An 18,977-nucleotide genomic window follows, 5' to 3' on the forward strand; every position below is an offset into this window, starting at 1 on the left:
ATTTATAGCCCACTCATATTTCTGGTTGCTATTTCATTATTTACAATGAAAATGTATGCTCAGGAAGAACAGGATTCAATTCCTATGGGAGCTTCCTTTGGAAATATAACTATGCCCGACCCTTCTAGCATAGTTTCGAAATATGAGTACGATTCTGTCTTGGACAGGTATATTTATACTGAGAAAATAGGCTCTGTAAACACCAAGTATCCGTTGGTTCTTACCCCGGAAGAATTTGAGTCTTTAGTGCTTAAAGAACAGATGAAAGTCTATTTTAAAGAGAAGTCTGATGCAGCTCTTGGAAAAGGAGATGAGGAAAGTCAAAAGAACTTAATTCCTATTTTTTATGTGAATAATTCGTTCTTTCAATCTTTATTTGGTGGCGATGAAATAGAGGTAACTCCACGAGGTTCGGTTGCAGTAGACATGGGAATCCTTTACAGCAAACAAGACAATCCTTCTCTTTCCCCAAGAAATCAAAGCAATCTCACCTTCGACTTTAACCAGCAGATAAGTTTGAGTTTGCAGGCTTCAGTCGGATCCAGGCTTCAGGTTAATGCTGAATATGATACACAATCCACTTTCGATTTTCAGAATCAAATCAAATTAGAATATTCACCCACTGAAGATGATATCGTACAAAAAATTGAGGTAGGTAATGTTCAGATGAATACCAATAGTTCGCTTATTCAAGGGTCACAAAGTTTATTTGGGGTTAAAACTGAACTTAAGTTTGGAAAAACTACGATAACGGGAGTCTTTTCAGAATTAAATTCAGAACGTCAAAGTGTGAATATACAGGGAGGTGCAAGGGTAAGAGAATTCGATAAATTTGTTCTGGACTATGATAACAACAGGCATTTTTTCTTGTCACATTATTTTAAAGATCAATACGATAGTTCTTTAGAAAATTATCCTTTTATAAATAGCAGGATTCAAATTACAAGGATACAGGTCTGGGTCACCAACAGAACCAACAATTCTCAAACGACTTCCAGTGCAAGAAATATTGTCGCCATACAGGATCTTGGTGAGAGTTCCCCAGAGAATTTGGGCCTTCTTAAGGATAATACAGGAAATCCTATTTCGTCGCCAGTTCCAAATTTTATTTTAAACCCGAACGCGAGACCGAATAACCCCAACAACTTATTCAATCCTACAGGGATAGGCGTAGGAGGGCAATCTGCATTAACCAATCAAATAAGAGATTTTGCAACCGTACAGCAGGGGTTTGGATCTGCTCAGCCTTTTGTTTCAGAAGGTCGCGATTATGCTATTTTGGAAAATGCCAGAGAATTACAACCCAATGAATATTATCTGGATACTCAATTAGGGTACATTTCCTTGAACCAGCGCTTAAATAACGATGAAGTTCTTGGTGTTGCTTTTGAATATACGACTACCGATGGAAGAGTTTTTCAGGTTGGAGAGTTTGGTAATGGGGGGCCGTCCGCAACCGAAACTCAGGAAAATACTCAGGTAGAAGGTGAGCAAATTGCAATCAACCAAAACTTAATTGTAAAACTTCTCAAGAGCCCCATTACATTCGTAGAAGAGCCTATTTGGGATTTGATGATGAAAAATTTCTATGAACTTGGAGCATTGGATCTGGAACAGGATGGGTTTAGTCTTAATATTCTATACGCGGATCCACAGCCGGTTAATTTTATTGAACAGGCCCCAGAGAGTAGCACTCCACTTCCCGAGGATGTAAGTGAAACGAATCTTTTGCAGGTGTTGGATTTGGATAGATTGAATTTTAACAATGATCCTGTTAGTGGCGGAGACGGGTTTTTTGATTTTGTTCCAGGCATCACCATAGATCCACAAAATGGCGTTTTGAAATTTACCAAAGTAGAACCCTTTGGAGAGTACCTCTTCAATAAGTTAGATCCTACACCTGAATCTGGTCCGGAAAACTACGATAATCCTGAAACCTACAACGGTAATCAGTCCAAATACGTTTTTAGAAGCCTTTATAGAACAACTAAAATCCAAGCACAACAGGAAGGTGCCGAAAAAAATAAATTCCGATTATCTGGGCGTTATAAATCTACTAATACAGGAGGGATTCCTATTGGAGCCTTTAATGTTCCTAGAGGATCTGTAAAGGTAACAGCTGGAGGTAGAGTCTTACAGGAAGGCATAGATTACACAGTAGATTATGAATTGGGTAGAGTAAATATTCTGGATGAAGCCTTATTGGCTTCTGATATACCCATTGAGGTCTCAACAGAAAACAATGCTTTGTTTGGAAGGCAAACCAAGCGCTTTACAGGGATTGATGTTCAGCATAGATTTAGCGAAGAATTATTAATTGGTGGTACGTTTTTGAATTTGAACGAAAGACCTATCACTCAAAAAGCAGATTTTGGAACCGAACCTGTTAACAACAGTATTTTTGGGGTGAATTTCAATTATAATACACAAGTCCCGTTCTTTACAAGAATGGTCAATAAGCTACCAAATATTGACACCGACGTAGAATCTAATTTTTCACTGAGGGGAGAGTTCGCCTACTTGCTGCCAGGTTCGCCGCAGGCAAATAATTTTGAAGGAGAAGCTACCAGTTATGTGGATGATTTTGAAGGCTCTCAAACCTCGATTTCAATAATAGACGCTACAGCCTGGAAATTGGCGAGTTCTCCAGTTGGTTACCGGGGACCAAAAGATGCCAATGGAAATTTCGATGCCAATAATGACCTGAGCATAAATGATTTTAGAGCAAAGTTGAATTGGTATACTATAGATCCTATTTTTTATAGTACGCAGAGACCCGCAGATATTTCAGACGAGGATCTCTCTCAATACTATTCGAGACGTATTACTATCAATGAAATATTTCCTAATAGGGATATTGTTCCAGGACAAATTCAGACGTTATTCCCTTTAGATCTTGTATACAGGCCAGGAGAAAGAGGAATGTACAATTACAACCCAGCTGCAAACACTGATAATAGCCTCCCTAATCCAAAACAAAATTTCGGTGGGATTATGAGAGGCTTACAAACTACAGATTTTGAACAATCCAATGTAGAATATGTGGAATTTTGGGTAATGGATCCCTTTATTTATCCTGAAAATGCTGGGAATACTGGTGGGAAGGTGGTGCTTAATTTTGGGAGTATTACCGAGGATATTTTAAAGGACGGAAGGAAGCAATTTGAGAATGGATTGCCGGAAGATGGGGGGAGTTCTAATGCACTAACGACTAATTTTGGTAAAGTACCCAGCAACCAGTCTTTAGTTTATGCTTTCGATACAGACGGGCAAGAACGAACCAATCAAGATGTAGGTTTCGATGGGTTGATCAATCAAGATGAGGCAGAGAAGTTTCCTTCTTTTGCCAATTTTGAAGATCCTTCCAACGATGATTATGAATATTACCTAAACAGAGAAGGCGATATCTTGAATCGCTATAGAAAATTTAATGGGGCCGAAGGGAATAACCCTGTGATTGTGACTGAAAACAGCAGAGGGAATTCTGTTTTTCCAGATGTTGAAGATGTGAACCTGGATAATACCATGAACACTATCGATAGTTACTTCGAATACGAAGTTCCTGTCTTTCCGAACATGAGTGTCGAAAACAACACAAGTTCTGTAGCAGGAATAGATTCAGATTATATTACAGACGTTCAGGAAGTCATAGCCACGCTCCAAAATGGGGAACAGATTGAAGCGAGATGGATACAATTCAGAGTTCCTCTTAGAACCAGCGAGGAATTTGCCATTGGAGGGATAAGCGATTTAAGATCTATACGTTTTATGAGAATGTTTATGACGGATTTTGATCGGGAAACCATTTTAAGATTTGGAACTCTGGAGCTGGTAAGGGGAGACTATTTCGATTACGATTTGCCCATTTTGCCCGATGGATCTAATCCTAAAATTGGAGATACAAAGTTTTTCTCTGAAGCTGTAAGTGAGGAGAATACCTCCAATTATGTGACGCCTCCAGGAGTTTTAAGAGAAGAATTAGTCAGTAATAATGTAGCGATAAGAGAAAATGAAAAATCACTTGCTTTGAGAGTGAAAAACCTAGATCCTATGGACTCCAGGGGTGTTTTCAAAAATTATCAAATAGACATGCGTCAGTATGAAAATATAGAAATGTTTCTTCATGCGCAACCCTTGTCCCCTCCCAATGCTCAGCTTCAGGATGGTGAGCTTACCGCATTTATCAGGATGGGAATCGATTTCACCAACAACTATTATCAAATTGAAATTCCATTGAAAACCTCAGGTCCTCAGGATTATTCTCCTCGAGGGGTATGGCCTTTAGAAAACGATGTGAACTTACCCTTAGATCTCCTTCAGCAAATCAAGTCGAGAGTGCTTGGAGATGATAACTTAAGTAATCTTAAGCTCAATTACTTTGATAAATCTATGAATCTAGTCGATGGCAATTTCAATGAAGAAGTCAAAGTTGGAATTATAGGAAATCCCAGTTTTGGTAATATAAGAGTCATCATGCTGGGTCTTAAAAACTCGAGTAACCAAAATGTTTCTGGTGAAGTCTGGTTTAACGAGCTAAGGCTTTCCGGACTGAAAAATGAAGGCGGCTGGGCGGCTGTTCTTAATTTAGATACCAATTTTGCTGATTTCGCAAACATATCTGCAAGTGGGCGTAGATCTACAATAGGCTTTGGAGCTATAGAGCAGGGGCCAAATCAGAGAAGCAGGGAAGACATTAAGCAGTATGATGTAGTGACAGGTTTAAATCTAGGACAGGTTTTACCAGAGAAATGGAGCGTAAAAATTCCTGTCAGTTATAGCAGAGGAGAAGAATTAATAACTCCACAGTTCGACCCGGTGTATGGAGATCTCGAACTGGAAACCCTTCTGGATAATGCAGTCGATGAAACCGACAGGTCAGATTTTCAGGAACAGGCAGAAACCTATACCCTTAGACAAGGTATAAGTGTAATCGGTTTGCGTAAAGACAGGACTGATACAGAAAGGACACCTATGCCATATGACATAGAGAATTTCACATTATCCGGGAGTTATAATGAAACCAATTACAGAGATTTCCAAATAAGACAATCACTAGATCAAAATGTGGATGCGGCGATGACCTACGCCTATAATCTTGAGCCTCTGGAAATAAAACCTTTTGAAAAAATAGGTCTTTTTGAAAGCCCCTATTTTGCTATTTTCAAGGACTTTAATGTGAATCTACTGCCCAACAGTATCACTGCCGGAGCTGATGTAAATCGGCAATATAACGAGTTGAGGTACAGGGAGTTTAATCTGCCTCCTGGAAGTATAGGGACCCCTAAGTTATTTCAAAGGAATTACTTTTTTGACTGGCAGTATGCCATTGATTACAGCCTGACAAAAGCATTAAACTTCAACTTCAATGCGTCGACAAACAGGATTGTAAGAAATTACATAGATGAAAATAATGTTCAGGATAACAGCATAGGTATTTTTGATGATTTCTTCGATGTAGGGATTCCAAACCGGCATTATCAACAACTTCAGGTCAATTATACCTTACCTTTTAATAAAATTCCTTTTTTAAAGTTTATTCAATCCCAGTATTCTTACACAGGAGACTTTCTTTGGACCAAAGGTTCAGAGATTTTACGTGATTTAGAGGCAATTCCAGACTTAGGAAATTCAGTACAAAACTCAGCCAGCCATCAAATCAATGGAAATCTAAACATGTCCAGTCTGTATTCTTATTTAGGATTGACCAAGAAGAAAGTTCAGAACCCAGCTCAGATCAAAAGGAATACAAGCAGGAGAAGAGGGGGGCAGCCAGAACAAGCGCAAGACCAAGATAAGAACGACTCTCAGGAAGTTACAACTAAACTCAGCACTGGTGATAAGGCTATGAACACTCTCATAGGTGTTGTAACGGCTTTGGACAGGGTTCAGATTAACTACTCAGAGACCGAGGGGATCTTTTTGCCAGGCTATACGAACGATGTAGGATTTGGAGGAACTTTAAAGCCAACGGCTGGATTTACATTTGGAAGTCAGAATGATGTGAGGAGAGAAGTGGCCAGACGTGGTTGGCTTACCATGTATCAGGATTTTAATGAGCAATATACCAGAACAGAGAATCAGCAGCTAGACGTCCAGGCAGGATTAAAGCTTTTGCAAGGTCTTACTATAGATTTGAATGCCAATAGAAGGTATTCTGAGACTTATACAGAAAACTTCAGGGTAGATCCTGAAACTATGGCTTATAATTCCATCATTCCAAACACGTTTGGAAATTTCAACATCTCCACCAATATGATTCGTACGTCTTTCAGTACGAGTACCAGTGACTTTTCTGAAAATTTCGAGCAGTTTAAAGAAAACCGATTTATCATAGCTAACAGACTTGCAGAACAAGCAGGTGTTAATCTAAATAACCCTGATAATATTGATGAAAATGGGTTTCCAGTTGGATTTGGCAGAACCAGTCAGGCGGTCTTACTCCCTTCTTTTTTATCTGCTTATACAGGATCGAGTGCAGAAAGTGAAAGTTTAGGTCAATTTAGGGATATTCCTATTCCCGGCTGGAATTTGCAGTATACTGGTTTCATGAGATTAACCTGGTTCAAGGAAAATTTTAATCGATTTTCAGTTCAGCACGGGTACAGGTCAACTTACACCATCAATCAATTTCAATCCAATTTAGAATATAACAGGAGAGATCCTTATGGGGATTTCAATAGAGATCCGGAAGGGAACTTTAGACCAGAACTTTTTGTGTCGAATGTGAATCTTATAGAGGAGTTTAGTCCTTTAGTAAAGTTGGATTTTGAAATGAAAAACTCCTTAAGTGTAGTTGCTGAAATAAGAAAAGACAGAGCTTTGTCATTGAGTTTCAACAATAATCTTTTAACCGAAATGCAGGGAGATGAGTATGTGGTAGGTCTAGGTTACAGGATAAAAGACCTCACTATAATTACGCAATTTGAAGGAAATCGCAGGGTTTTGAGCAGTGATTTGAATATAAAAGCGGATATTTCCTTGCGAAGAAATAAAACTATAATAAGAAGTCTGGATGTGCTGAGTAACCGTGTAACCTCAGGTCAGGACATCTGGTCTATAAATATTGTTACCGATTATGCATTTACTAAAAATTTAACGGCGTTATTTTTCTACGATCATGTATTTTCGCAGAATGCAATTTCAACGATATTCCCTCAAACCACAATTAGGGCAGGAGTAACGTTAAGATATAATTTTGGAAATTAAAATCAATTAAAAATGAATGTACCAAATAATTTAAAGTACACAAAAGATCACGAATGGATTAAAATCGATGGAGATACTGCAACGATCGGCATCACTGATTTTGCTCAAGGCGAACTTGGTGACATTGTTTATGTAGAAGTCGAAACTATTGGTGAAACTTTGGACAAAGATGAAGTTTTTGGAACCGTAGAGGCTGTAAAAACAGTATCTGACTTATACTTGCCACTTACTGGTGAAATTCTGGAATTCAATGAAGATCTAGAAGATGAACCGGAGATGGTCAATGAAGAGCCTTACGATAAGGGATGGATGATAAAAATGAAAATAGCCAATCAAGATGAGGTTAAAGAGTTGATGGATGCAGAAACTTATAAGTCTCATATTGAATAGCAAACTGCTTCTGCCTTTTGCTCTTTTTTGTACATTATTTATCGGTTATCTATCATTGACGGATATTAGCGACTTGCCACAGCTTGAGGTCAAAAACGAAGATAAGTTCTATCATTTTATAGCTTATTTTGTCTTGAATACTGTTTGGCTAATAGCATTGCAGCCATTTTCCTCAAAAAGAATTGTGTCTAAAATTACAATTTCCTTAGGAATTATTATTTTTGGCATCGTTATTGAAATATTTCAAGAGCTTATAACAGAGGTGAGAGTTTTTGACGTTTATGATATTTTATCCAATAGTATTGGAGTTATTGCAAGTTACCTGTGTTTTAAATTCTTTGAGAAAAGAATTTTCGAAAATATAAATTCAAAGTGAAACTAAATTTCATTTTTTTTATACTTTAGTAATCTATTTAAAATAAAAATATGGAACCCAAAAAGAATCCAAAAAAAGATCTTTCCAGAAGAAGTCTTTTGTTTTTCCAAATCGGACTAGTTGTCGTCCTTGGAATCACTCTGATGATGATAGAGTGGAAAACCTACGACAAAGAAGCCATTGATACTGGTACTGTGAATCTCAATATGTTAGAAGAGGAAGATGTGCCCATTACTGAAATACAGAAAACTCCGCCACCCCCACCACCACCGCCACCACCAGCTCCAGAAGTGATTGAGGTTGTAGAAGATGATTCCGAAGTGGAAGAAGTTATTATAGAGTCTACAGAAACCAACCAGGACGAAATAGTTGAAGTAGAAGAAGTAGAAGAAGTGGAAGAAGAGATTGGTGACGTTCCTTTTGCTGTTATTGAAAGTGTTCCAATCTTTCCAGGTTGTGAAGGTTTAAATAATAATGAGGAGCGTAAGCAATGCATGAGTAAGAAAATCAGTGAGTTTGTAAATAAAAATTTTGATACTGGACTAGCTGCAGATTTAGGCTTAAGTGGTATCAACAGAGTATATGTGCAGTTCAAAATTGACAAAAAAGGTAACATTGTAAATGTTGCAGCTAGAGCACCTCACCCAAGATTACAATCTGAAGGTGAGCGAGTTATACAAAAACTGCCTAAGATGAAACCTGGACAGCAAAGAGGTCAAAATGTAGGGGTTCTTTACTCTCTACCTATTACTTTCCAAGTACAGGATTAAATTCATTTATATTAATTACTTAAATCCCGAATATTACATTCGGGATTTTTTTTATTGCTATTTTTAAATCACATTTGTATAGCGTTTTTCAATTTTCTCATTATGAAATTTCTTCCTGTTGTTTTAGTCTTTTTTAGTTTCGTGGCTTCAAGTCAAAACTTTATTTCCAAAACAGAAAACTACCCTACTTTCCCCGAATGTAAAAACGTGCTTAAGGCCGAGCAGGAACATTGTTTTAAAGAACAACTCAAATCATTTATTCGTTTAAATTACAAGGAGCCTTCAGTCATAGCTTCAGAAAATTTTAAGGGCTTAGCCACGGTTTTATTTGAAGTAGATAAAGAAGGTGTATTTCAAGTGCTTTATATCAACTCAGAATATGAGGCTTTAAATGAAGAACTGGGAAGAGTATTTAATGCTTTGCCAGAAATATCTCCAGCTACTTATAATGGAGCACCAACTTATGCTCAATACAGAATGCCTCTTCAGATACCCTTAACTGAATCTTCATTTACAGAAGATGCCATTCAAAAGGAAAAACCTTTGAAAAGTTACCAAAGTGAATTTGACAATATTAAAACGAAAGACTTCACTTATCCGCAATACAGCAGTGGGCTAAACATTCCGCTTTCTCATGAACTTTACAACAGGTTTACAGTCAATATGGATAAAATTGGCACCAATGCGCACACAGCCTCCAAGCCTTTTCAGTATAGAGAAGTAGAACCTTACTATGATATGAAAAAAGAAAATCTGGCTTTATTTTATGATAAGGAATCCTGGTTTGGTAAGAAGTTTTTTAATGAAAATACAGTTCAAATTCAGGGTGAAAATTATTGGTTTACATTCGATATTGCTGCAGATTTGCAGGTGGGAAAGGATTTTGAAGAGTCCTATACAACCTATAACAATACCAGAGCAGGTGTTCTTCAGGCAGGTTTAGGGAAACGTCTCAATTTATTTACTGCGATTTATGAAAGTCAGGGAAAATTTGCAGGCTACTTCAATGATTTAGCTATAAGTCGTGGCAGAAATGACACGTTTCAGGTTAGTGTTCCCGGACGAGGTATAGGTGAACCTTTTAAAGACGGGTTTGATTATCCTGTGGTGGAGGGTTACCTTGCTTACCAGGCTGCTGATTTTCTTGATATTCAATTTGGAAGAGGGAAAAATTTCATAGGAGACGGTTATCGTTCATTGTTTAGGAGTGATACTCCAAGCCCAAATGCATATTTCAAAATGAACACTACCTTTTGGAAATTCAAGTATACAAATATTTGGTCTTCATTGAGAAATCCTAATACATCCACCGATGGAGGAGCATTTTTGACCAAATATATGGCGACGCATTATTTGAGTTTCAATGTCAACAAACGTTTGAACATTGGGCTGTTCGAAACTGTTTTATTTGAAAGTGAGCCAAACCGTGGGTTCGACTGGAATTTTATAAATCCAGTATTGTTTTACAATATGGCTGAATATGGTACAGGATCCCGATCTGGAAAGTCTATCATTGGGCTAAGTTATAAATACAAGTGGACAAATCAAATCAATACTTATGGTCAACTTATTATCGATGAGTTTTCTGTAGAAGAAGTGAGGGCTGGAAATAAAAGTTGGAGAAACAAATTCGGGTTTCAAATGGGTGTTAAATATGCCGATGCTTTTAAAGTAAACAACCTTTTCCTTCAGTTGGAATACAACCAAGTGAGGCCGTATACGTATTCACACAATACGTTAAACCTACATTATACCAACGACAACCAGCCGCTGGCTCATCTTTGGGGCGCAAATTTTAGAGAGCTTTTGTTGATCACCAGGTATAAAAAAGACAGGTTCTATGGTCATGCAAAATTTATTTTCGGCGAGCGTGGTTTTGAAACCAATGCAGATAACAACCCTTTCTATGGAACGGATTTGCTTGGGGATGAGCGGTTGAGAATTGCAGATGAAGGCATTGCTATTGGTCAGGGAAACAGGGCTAATTCTTATTACGGAGAACTAGAAGCAGGTTTTATCGTGAATCCCACGACCAATTTAAAAGCTTATGTTAGTCTCATCCATCGTAACCTTGACGTTTCTCAAAATACAACTCTCAATTTTGACAGATCTACAACCTGGTTGAACTTTGGATTCAGAACAGATATTTTCAATTGGTATTATGACTACTAAAGAAATTCTTAGCAAACATTAACGAACGTCTGCTTCCTCAAAAAAACTTTTTAGCCGTATCTTCGCAAAAATTTCAAGTATTGTCCAATTCCTTAGTTTATACACACTTTTTCTCCTGGGTACAAGACTTTAAAGAACTCACAAAATTTAGGCTAGCACTAAGCGTTGTGTTTTCTTCTATTGCCGGCTATTTATTGGGTGTCGACGAATTTCATTTTGGAAATTTAGTCCTACTTGCTGTTGGGGGTTACGCCATGGTTGGTGCTTCCAATGCGTTCAATCAGATTATAGAAAAAGACCTGGATGCTAAGATGAAAAGAACCAGAAATCGTCCTATCCCATCTGGTTCTATGACGGTAAATACTGCTTTTGCCATCGCATCCATATTAACAGTAGTAGGATTATCGTTGCTTTTTGTAATCAATCCAATTACAGCCATGTTTGGAGCTATTTCCATTTTTCTTTATGTAAGTGTCTATACTCCACTCAAAACGATGACCCCATTATCTGTATTTGTAGGGGCGTTTCCAGGAGCTATTCCATTTATGCTAGGTTGGGTTGCAGCTACTGGATCGTTTGGAATAGAAGCAGGAACCTTGTTTATGATTCAATTTTTTTGGCAGTTTCCTCATTTTTGGTCGCTGGGCTGGTGGCTTTATGAGGACTATAAAGAAGGTGGGTTTTTCATGTTGCCAACAGGTAAGAGAGATAAAGGAACGGCTGTTCAAATTATACTTTACACCATTTGGACACTTATTGTCTCTGTTATTCCTGTTTTAGGAGTTACAGGCGAGCTTAGATTATCTATTGTTTCTGCTGGTTTAATTTTTGTCTTTGGACTGGTGATGTTGTATTATGCTATCCAGCTTTATAAAAACAGAGAGACCAAACATGCCAGACAGCTTATGCTGGCAAGTGTGTCTTACATAACTTTAATACAAATAATTTACGTTTTAGATAAATATATCAGAATATGGCTTTAGACGAGAAACACAAACGGGCAAGAATGATGATGATGTGGTTCGGCATTATAAGTATGGGGATGATGTTTGCAGGCCTCACCAGTGCCTACGTAGTAAGTAAAAACCGTCCAGACTGGCTTACAGACTACCAGTTGCCAGATGTTTTTATCTGGAGTACGGTAGTCATTTTCACAAGCAGTATCACATTTCATTTAACCAAGAAATTTACTGCTGAAGGAGATATGAACAAGGCTAATATTGCCATTATATCCACTTTTGTGTTAGGAGTTTTATTCGTGGTCATGCAGTTTATCGGATTTAATGAAATTGTGGAAGCTGGTTATTACTTTACGGGAAGTGCAAGTAGCATTACAATGTCCTTTATATACCTTTTAGTTTTGGCTCACGTAGTGCACGTTGTAGCAGGTCTAATCGTGCTATTAGTCGTAATTTATAATCATTTTAAAAAGAAATATTCTAAGGGGGATATGTTGGGATTGCGTTTGGGAGTTACCTTTTGGCACTTCGTAGACGGGCTTTGGCTTTACCTCTTTTTGTTTTTATATTTCTTTAGATAATAAGAAAATTGTCTATTTTTGCGAGACATTAATATTTAACTTTTATGGAAGCTACTACCGTTGCGAAAACAGGTACCGAAGGAAAATCTTGGGGTGGAGGAGAAAAACCTCTAAAAGCTAGTTATGGAAAATTGATGATGTGGTTTTTCATCTCTTCTGATGCACTTACATTCTCAGGGTTTTTAGCAGCTTACGGTTTTACAAGATTTAAATTTATAAACGAATGGCCTATAGCAGATGAGGTGTTCAATCATTTTCCTTTCTTACACGGTGTAGATGCACCGATGTATTATGTGGCTTTGATGACATTCATCCTGATATTTTCGTCTGTCACCATGGTGCTTGCTGTGGATGCTGGTCACCAGATGAAAAAAAATAAAGTAATCACCTATATGGCATTGACCATATTGGGAGGTATTATTTTTGTAGGTTCTCAGGCTTGGGAGTGGAGTAATTTCATCAGTGGCGAATATGGTGCTGTTGAAACCAGAAGTGGTAAAATCATCCAATTTGCAGATGCTGATGGAAATCGAGTGGCTTTAGATGAATTCGCTACTCCTACACCAGGCGTCAGAACTAAACATGAGAATAAAAATGGTATTTGGTTTCAATCTGAAGGTTCTTATAATCCTTTAGGAATAGAAGATGTGAAAAAAGGCTTTGCAGCAAATCCAGACCTTCGCGTTAGAACCATGCAATTAACAGATGAAGGCGAGAAAGAAGTACTCAATCGGGAAGAATCCCTTTTAAAATTAAACACCTCTGGAATAGGAGTTATTGAAGGAGCTAATTTAACTAAAAACGAATATGGGGCACCATTATTTGGTGGTTTCTTCTTCTTTATCACTGGATTTCACGGCTTTCACGTACTCTCAGGGGTTTTTATTCTTATCATCGTATTTTTCAATGTATTGTTAGGAACTTACGAAAAAAGAGGAAGTTATGAAATGGTAGAAAAAGTTGGGCTGTACTGGCACTTTGTTGACCTGGTATGGGTATTTGTATTTACTTTTTTCTATCTGGTATAATTTATTAAACTATTGAATTTATAAGCTAATGGCACACGATACAACTCACACAGCACATTCAGGAGCAAAAAAAAGAATCTGGCAGGTCTTTATTATACTGTCCATATTGACTATAGTAGAAGTGGTTTTTGGTATTTTAAAACCAGACTTCCTAGTCCACACAGACCTCGTTTCACTATCCTTACTTAACTGGATCTTTATAGGTCTAACTATTGTAAAGGCTTATTATATTGTTTGGGCTTTCATGCACATGGAACACGAAACAGCAAGTCTGAGAAGGGTTGTTGTCTGGACGGCGGTCTTTTTAATCTCGTACTTAATAGCGATTTTATTGATAGAAGGGACCTATATACAAGAGATATATGAAAACGGTTATATCACCTGGGATTTCTAAAAAAGAAAGGTTAAATATACTTCAAAAGGCGGTTTTTTAAAACCGCCTTTTTTAATTTTGAAATTATTTTAAATATGAAAAAGTACATTGTTCTTATCGTCTTATTTGTACTTCCGCTGGTGGCTTACTTATTCTTTTCTAGCGGGATTAATTCCTTTGGAAAACTTCCTGTCCTCAACGAAGACCTTTCAGTTTTAAAGCGTTTTGAAACCGATGACATCACTTTTGATAATAAAATTACTATTCTCACTTTCTTCGGGAAGGATTTCAATACCAAGAAAGTTCATGCTTTCAATATGAAAGAAAAAATCTATGATCGCTATCATGAGTTTGATGATTTCCAGGTCGTAACGGTAACGGAATTAAATTCAGAAGAAAATATTGAAACCTTTAAAACCGAAATCAATAGCACATCAGATGCTTCCGAATGGTTGTTTCTTGAACTTGAAGATGAGAAAATTAAAGGCTTATTCAACAGCCTGGATTCTGATCTTAAACTGGACGATAAATTATCATCGCCTTATGCATTTATCATAGATAAGAAAATGAATCTGCGTGGGCGCAGTGATGATGAGGACGAAGGAACTAAATACGCCTATGATCTTAGTAATATCAAAGAAGTAAGTGATAAAATGAACGACGATGTAAAGATTATTTTGGCCGAATACAGATTTGCTTTAAAGAAAAATAACGCACAAAGAGAAAAAAACTAATGAAAAAATATTCTTACGTAGGCATATCTCTGGTGATTTTGGTGTTTGGAATTTGGGTGGTCAATGAGATGTTGTCCCGTAATTCTCAAGACAGTTTAGCTTATATAGAAATCAATGGTCAGCGAAAAAAAGTCCCTGAATTTGAGTTTGTAAATCAAAACAGGGATACTATTTCTGATGAAGACTATCTTGGAAAAGTTTATGTTGTAGAATTTTTTTTTGCGACTTGCCCCACTATTTGTCCGGTTATGAACGAAAACTTACTTGAAGTGCAGGATGAGTTTTATGGGAATATGGATTTTGGGATTGCTTCCTTTACAATTAATCCAGAGCATGATACCCCCGAAGTTCTTAAAGAACATGCCGATGAGCTTGGAGTAAAACATCCACACTGGAATTTCTTAACTGGAGAACGAGATGAAATTTACGAGCTGGCCAATAATGGCTTCAACATTTATGCTCAGGAATCTCAAAACGCAGAAGGCGGTTTTGAACATTCAGGTTTTTTTGCGCTTATCGACCAGGATGGTTATCTGCGAAGCAGAAAAGATGAAGCTGGAAACCCGATCATTTTCTACCAAGGTTCAGTTCCCAGAAATGAATCTTCCGCAGAAAGCCATGAGACTCAACAAATTGATATGTTAATAGAAGACATAGAAATATTATTAAAATGAAACGGTCAAGATTAAGTGAATAATTTAAGTCTATACCTTTTTGACTGAGTCATTGAGACAGCTGTTTAAAAAAAGTAAACTTATGAAAGCTACGTTATCAAAATCAGATAGAACAATAGTGCCGATAATCATCGGACTTTCTATCGTAGTTCCTATTGTTGTGGTTATTCTTATGAATCTCCCAACACGATACGATTTATTGGGTTTGGAAGTGGGTTCTTTCCCATTCTTTCATGCTTTGATAAACGGCATGACTGCTATACTTTTATTTTTAGGATATACTTTCATCAAAAAAAAGAGAAAAATAGCTCATAGAAATGTTATGATTACTGCTTTTGGCCTTTCGGCTCTCTTTTTAGTTAGTTATGTGATTTCTAAAATAAGTAATGAACCGGTACCCTATGGAGGTGAGGGAATATTGATGTATGTTTATTTCTTTATTCTGATTACTCATATCGCTCTTTCAGGAATCATAATCCCTCTTGTTTTGTTTACCATGTATAGAGGTTTGACTGGAGAATACGAAAAGCACAAAAAAATTGCCAGATGGACTTTTCCAATCTGGATGTATGTGGCTATTACAGGAGTTTTGGTTTATCTGTTTATGTTGCCATATTATTAACCTTGAAAGCTGATGAAGATGAAAAAAATTGTATTGACATGTGTATTGATGCTCGCTATAGTCTGGGAGTCTACTTCCCAATGTTCTATGTGTAGGGCAGTTCTGGAATCTGAGCAAGATACAGGGCAGGCAGAAGCTATCAACGATGGTATCGTTTACCTTATGGCTTTCCCATACATTTTAGTTTTCGGAGTTTTATATTTCGTGTACAGGTCTTTCAAAAAGAAAAAGTCCGGGGAGCAAATCGAAGACTAAAATCCTTTCGTTGAAAAGACTTAACTTAAAAAATGCAGTAAGAAGACAACGGTCATAGTTGCTTTTTACTGCATTTTCAGATTTGGCTATTCAAAAAACTTTTAGATAATTTTCAATAAAATTCAATATAAAAGGTCAGAAGCCTGTGGGATGCTTCCTCCAAGATCATGATCATTTCCTTGTGTTTCTATAATTGACCAATTAAAATTAAGCGATAATTCCTCTGTTATGATTTTAGATGTGTTAAACATATGGAATGCGCGGTCATAGCGATTATCTCCTTGCTGATCTACAACAGCATTTCGCCTCAGGGCACCAGCATTAGGGTCGTTGTCCAAAGTTCCAATTTGAAGCGTAAAGTCTGTTGAAAAATAAGACGACGGGGAGACTTCTTTAATTGGGCATTTATCAATGCCATAAGGAAAAGATATAGACATATCGGGTACAGTGTACCATCCGGCAGCTGAAGCCAGAACTTTATCAAACCTCGCATTTGGTTTAAACATCATAAACCGATGTGCAAACTGAGCTCCAGCCGAGAATCCAAAGATGTTGTAAGTACTCGACAAGTTGCCTGTTTTAGATTTAATTTCATCAAACAAGGGTTCTAGTACAGAAAACGCCCAATCTTCTTCTGGGTTTAAGGTTTCAGGGCTTGGATTATCTCCATCTTCAAAGACATTACCTAATATATAACCATCTCCACCAGGGAAATCCCCGTCAGAAAATTCTGGCGCTACCAGGATAATATCTTTGGCATTGGCTTCTTTTATCCAGGCATTTCTAATGCCTGTTGCATTTCTGCCATTGCCATGAAGGACAAATAAAACAGGCATGTTTTCTACATCGCCTTCTGGTATGTGATAATAGACAGTCATGTTTAAATTAGCATCACTTCCATTTACTTCAAAGACAAATGCTCCAGTATCTGCCGACTCTTCTTCGATATCTGGATTGTTATCGATGACAGGATCATCCTCTCCTCCACAACTCGATAGTAAGCTTCCTAAAATAATTACAAAAAACAGATAATATCTCATACTGAAGTTTTAATTACACAATGGATAAGGACATTCTGAGTTGAGCGTGGTCGTAGAACCTGCAGCACAATCCAATATTCCTGCTGTCCATGTTCCACCAGATTTAAACGCCCAGGTACCAGAATATTCCCATGACTCTCCAGTTCCGTCAACATCAGGATCGCCGTAAGTTTCTATTACCACTTCATTTTTATATAATTCAATTGCATCATCACCATTTTGACTGACAGAGTTATTTGATTCTATCACATGCTCAAACTCGTTTGCACAGCTATCAAAATAAGCAGTAAGTGTTGCAGGCTCTCTGGATAAAAGGATGTCGTCTCCTTCCTCTACAGCAATGGCTGGAAAAGAGAACTCTAATCCATCGGTTCCGCCACCGTTGTTGGCAATACCTACACCATAGATACTCAAATCTGGTATGTCTTTTATGGCTTTTACATGAATAGCCTTACCACCATTGGTGCCGCTTCCATCCCATAGGAGTGCCATAACACCTTTTAATTGAAGAGCATCCTCACATATAGGGTAGGTACAGCTGGAGTCTTGTGTAGTAGTACTACCTACACTGCATTCTACACCGCCATAGGTCCATTCTCTCCCTATTTTATAAGCCCATGAGCCTTTGTATTCCCAAACTTCTCCTGTTCCATCAACATTTTCATCTCCATAGGTTTCAATTTTTGTTTCACCACTAAAAAGTTCAATGGCATCATCACCGTTTTGACTTATAGAGCTATTAGCCTGCAGGATGTGTTCGAATTCAGTATTGCAGTCGCCAAAATAAGCTGAAAGTAATTCTGGGCTTCTGGCTACAAGGATATCATCACCAGCTGAAACTGAAATGGCTGGGAAACTATATTCGAGTCCATCGGTTCCTCCACCGTTATTAGCTACACCCAACCCATAAACACTTAGGTCTGCAATGTCTTCATTAGCAACAACGTGTACCGCTTTTCCATCATTGGTTCCGGAGCCATCCCAGGTAAGTGCCATTACTCCTTTTAAAGCTAAGGGGGCCAGTTCCTGTATTATAGACAGCGTTAATTCCTGTGAACCATCTTCGGTAGCATTTTCAATGGAATCTATAGTAATTACGACCGTTTCATTATCATCATTTTCATCATCAAGGTTAGTTGTTAATTCTAAAGTTCCTGTGAGGTTTCCTGCCGGGATAACGATACTTTGAGAAGAGACAGAATAATCTGCATCGAGAGTAGAAGATCCTCCAAAAGCTAGATTTATAGTCACATCGTCTTCTGTAGTTTTATCTAAAGAAGCAGTTATGGTAGCAGTTTCTGAATTTTCTTTTAATTCGATCACATCGCTTGATAGCCCTACTACTGGAAGCGTAAAAGCTTCTGTCTTGAAACTTAAAGAAATCGGATCTTTGATCGCTTCTCCATTAACTCCATAAGCTCCTGATGGCAGTTCTATCGTGTAAGTAGTTAAATAATCTAATTCCTGATTTCCAGAGATAATTACAGTTGAATTTACTTTTGTGAATTCAAGTGAATAATCCACAGGGTTTCCATTTTCAGAAGAAAATGAAAGCGCTGAGGTTAACTTTTCTGTATCCATAGAGTGAGAAAAGACCATTTCAATAGTAAAGTCTGTGCTCACATTTTCCACACCATTTTCAAATTTGGTGTTATTGATGTTACTTGCGAGTACTCTAAGCACCCCGTCATCTAATGAATTGACTTCGTCATCGTCCTGACAGCCGGTAAAAAGCAGTAAAACAAAAGAGAAGATTACTGTAGTGAATACTAAATTTTTTACTTTTTCCATGATTTA

15 protein-coding genes are annotated in these 18,977 nt (G+C 37.5%); 13 read left to right on the plus strand and 2 right to left on the minus strand.

Annotated elements, in window-relative coordinates:
• Positions 1–45 precede the first annotated feature (45 nt).
• From sov to LB450_RS03745, 13 genes are all read left to right on the plus strand, one after another.
• On the plus strand, positions 46–7,206 hold the full coding sequence (gene sov, locus LB450_RS03685; protein WP_224486634.1) for a T9SS outer membrane translocon Sov/SprA: 7,161 nt from the start codon (positions 46–48) through the stop codon (positions 7,204–7,206).
• Between the two features lie 12 nt (positions 7,207–7,218).
• Positions 7,219–7,596 carry a glycine cleavage system protein GcvH gene (gene gcvH, locus LB450_RS03690; RefSeq protein WP_224486506.1) on the plus strand — a complete coding sequence of 126 codons (378 nt, stop codon included), beginning with the start codon at positions 7,219–7,221 and terminating at the stop codon, positions 7,594–7,596.
• Positions 7,565–7,972: a VanZ family protein gene (locus tag LB450_RS03695; protein WP_224486507.1), complete on the plus strand. Its 408-nt coding sequence runs from the start codon at positions 7,565–7,567 to the stop codon at positions 7,970–7,972. Before gcvH ends, LB450_RS03695 begins: the two co-directional genes overlap by 32 nt.
• 50 nt (positions 7,973–8,022) lie before the next feature.
• Positions 8,023–8,742: an energy transducer TonB gene (locus tag LB450_RS03700; protein WP_224486508.1), complete on the plus strand. Its 720-nt coding sequence runs from the start codon at positions 8,023–8,025 to the stop codon at positions 8,740–8,742.
• A gap of 102 nt (positions 8,743–8,844) precedes the next feature.
• The gene (locus LB450_RS03705) at positions 8,845–10,914 is read left to right on the plus strand and encodes a capsule assembly Wzi family protein (protein WP_224486509.1); all 2,070 of its coding nucleotides are present in this window, start codon (positions 8,845–8,847) and stop codon (positions 10,912–10,914) included.
• A gap of 80 nt (positions 10,915–10,994) precedes the next feature.
• Positions 10,995–11,897: a heme o synthase gene (gene cyoE / locus LB450_RS03710; protein ID WP_224486510.1), complete on the plus strand. Its 903-nt coding sequence runs from the start codon at positions 10,995–10,997 to the stop codon at positions 11,895–11,897.
• On the plus strand, positions 11,888–12,454 hold the full coding sequence (locus tag LB450_RS03715; RefSeq protein WP_224486511.1) for a cytochrome c oxidase subunit 3: 567 nt from the start codon (positions 11,888–11,890) through the stop codon (positions 12,452–12,454). Before cyoE ends, LB450_RS03715 begins: the two co-directional genes overlap by 10 nt.
• 44 nt (positions 12,455–12,498) lie before the next feature.
• Entirely contained in the window at positions 12,499–13,482 is a 984-nt protein-coding gene (locus LB450_RS03720; protein ID WP_224486512.1) for a cytochrome c oxidase subunit 3, read from the plus strand.
• 28 nt (positions 13,483–13,510) lie between these two features.
• Complete coding sequence (locus tag LB450_RS03725; protein ID WP_224486513.1) at positions 13,511–13,876, plus strand: cytochrome C oxidase subunit IV family protein; 366 nt, start codon at positions 13,511–13,513, stop codon at positions 13,874–13,876.
• Positions 13,877–13,950: 74 nt separating this feature from the next.
• Complete coding sequence (locus LB450_RS03730) at positions 13,951–14,589, plus strand: hypothetical protein (RefSeq protein WP_224486514.1); 639 nt, start codon at positions 13,951–13,953, stop codon at positions 14,587–14,589.
• Complete coding sequence (locus LB450_RS03735) at positions 14,589–15,263, plus strand: SCO family protein (RefSeq protein WP_224486515.1); 675 nt, start codon at positions 14,589–14,591, stop codon at positions 15,261–15,263. The genes LB450_RS03730 and LB450_RS03735 overlap by 1 nt, the downstream gene beginning before the upstream one ends.
• An 82-nt stretch (positions 15,264–15,345) precedes the next feature.
• Positions 15,346–15,885, plus strand: coding sequence for a DUF420 domain-containing protein (locus tag LB450_RS03740; RefSeq protein WP_224486516.1), 540 nt, complete (start codon positions 15,346–15,348; stop codon positions 15,883–15,885).
• Positions 15,886–15,897: 12 nt separating this feature from the next.
• Positions 15,898–16,140, plus strand: coding sequence for a hypothetical protein (locus LB450_RS03745; RefSeq protein WP_224486517.1), 243 nt, complete (start codon positions 15,898–15,900; stop codon positions 16,138–16,140).
• Positions 16,141–16,262: 122 nt separating this feature from the next.
• Here LB450_RS03745 and LB450_RS03750 read toward each other — a convergent pair whose 3' ends face one another.
• Entirely contained in the window at positions 16,263–17,180 is a 918-nt protein-coding gene (locus LB450_RS03750; RefSeq protein ID WP_224486518.1) for a hypothetical protein, read from the minus strand.
• Between the two features lie 9 nt (positions 17,181–17,189).
• Positions 17,190–18,971 (minus strand): Ig-like domain-containing protein, encoded by a 1,782-nt coding sequence (locus LB450_RS03755; RefSeq protein ID WP_224486519.1) that lies wholly within the window; start codon positions 18,969–18,971, stop codon positions 17,190–17,192.
• Between the last annotated feature and the right edge of the window lie 6 nt (positions 18,972–18,977).

Origin of the sequence: Psychroflexus curvus (assembly GCF_020164585.1) — a bacterium.
In the GTDB taxonomy this organism is placed as follows: Bacteria; Bacteroidota; Bacteroidia; order Flavobacteriales; family Flavobacteriaceae; genus Psychroflexus; species Psychroflexus curvus.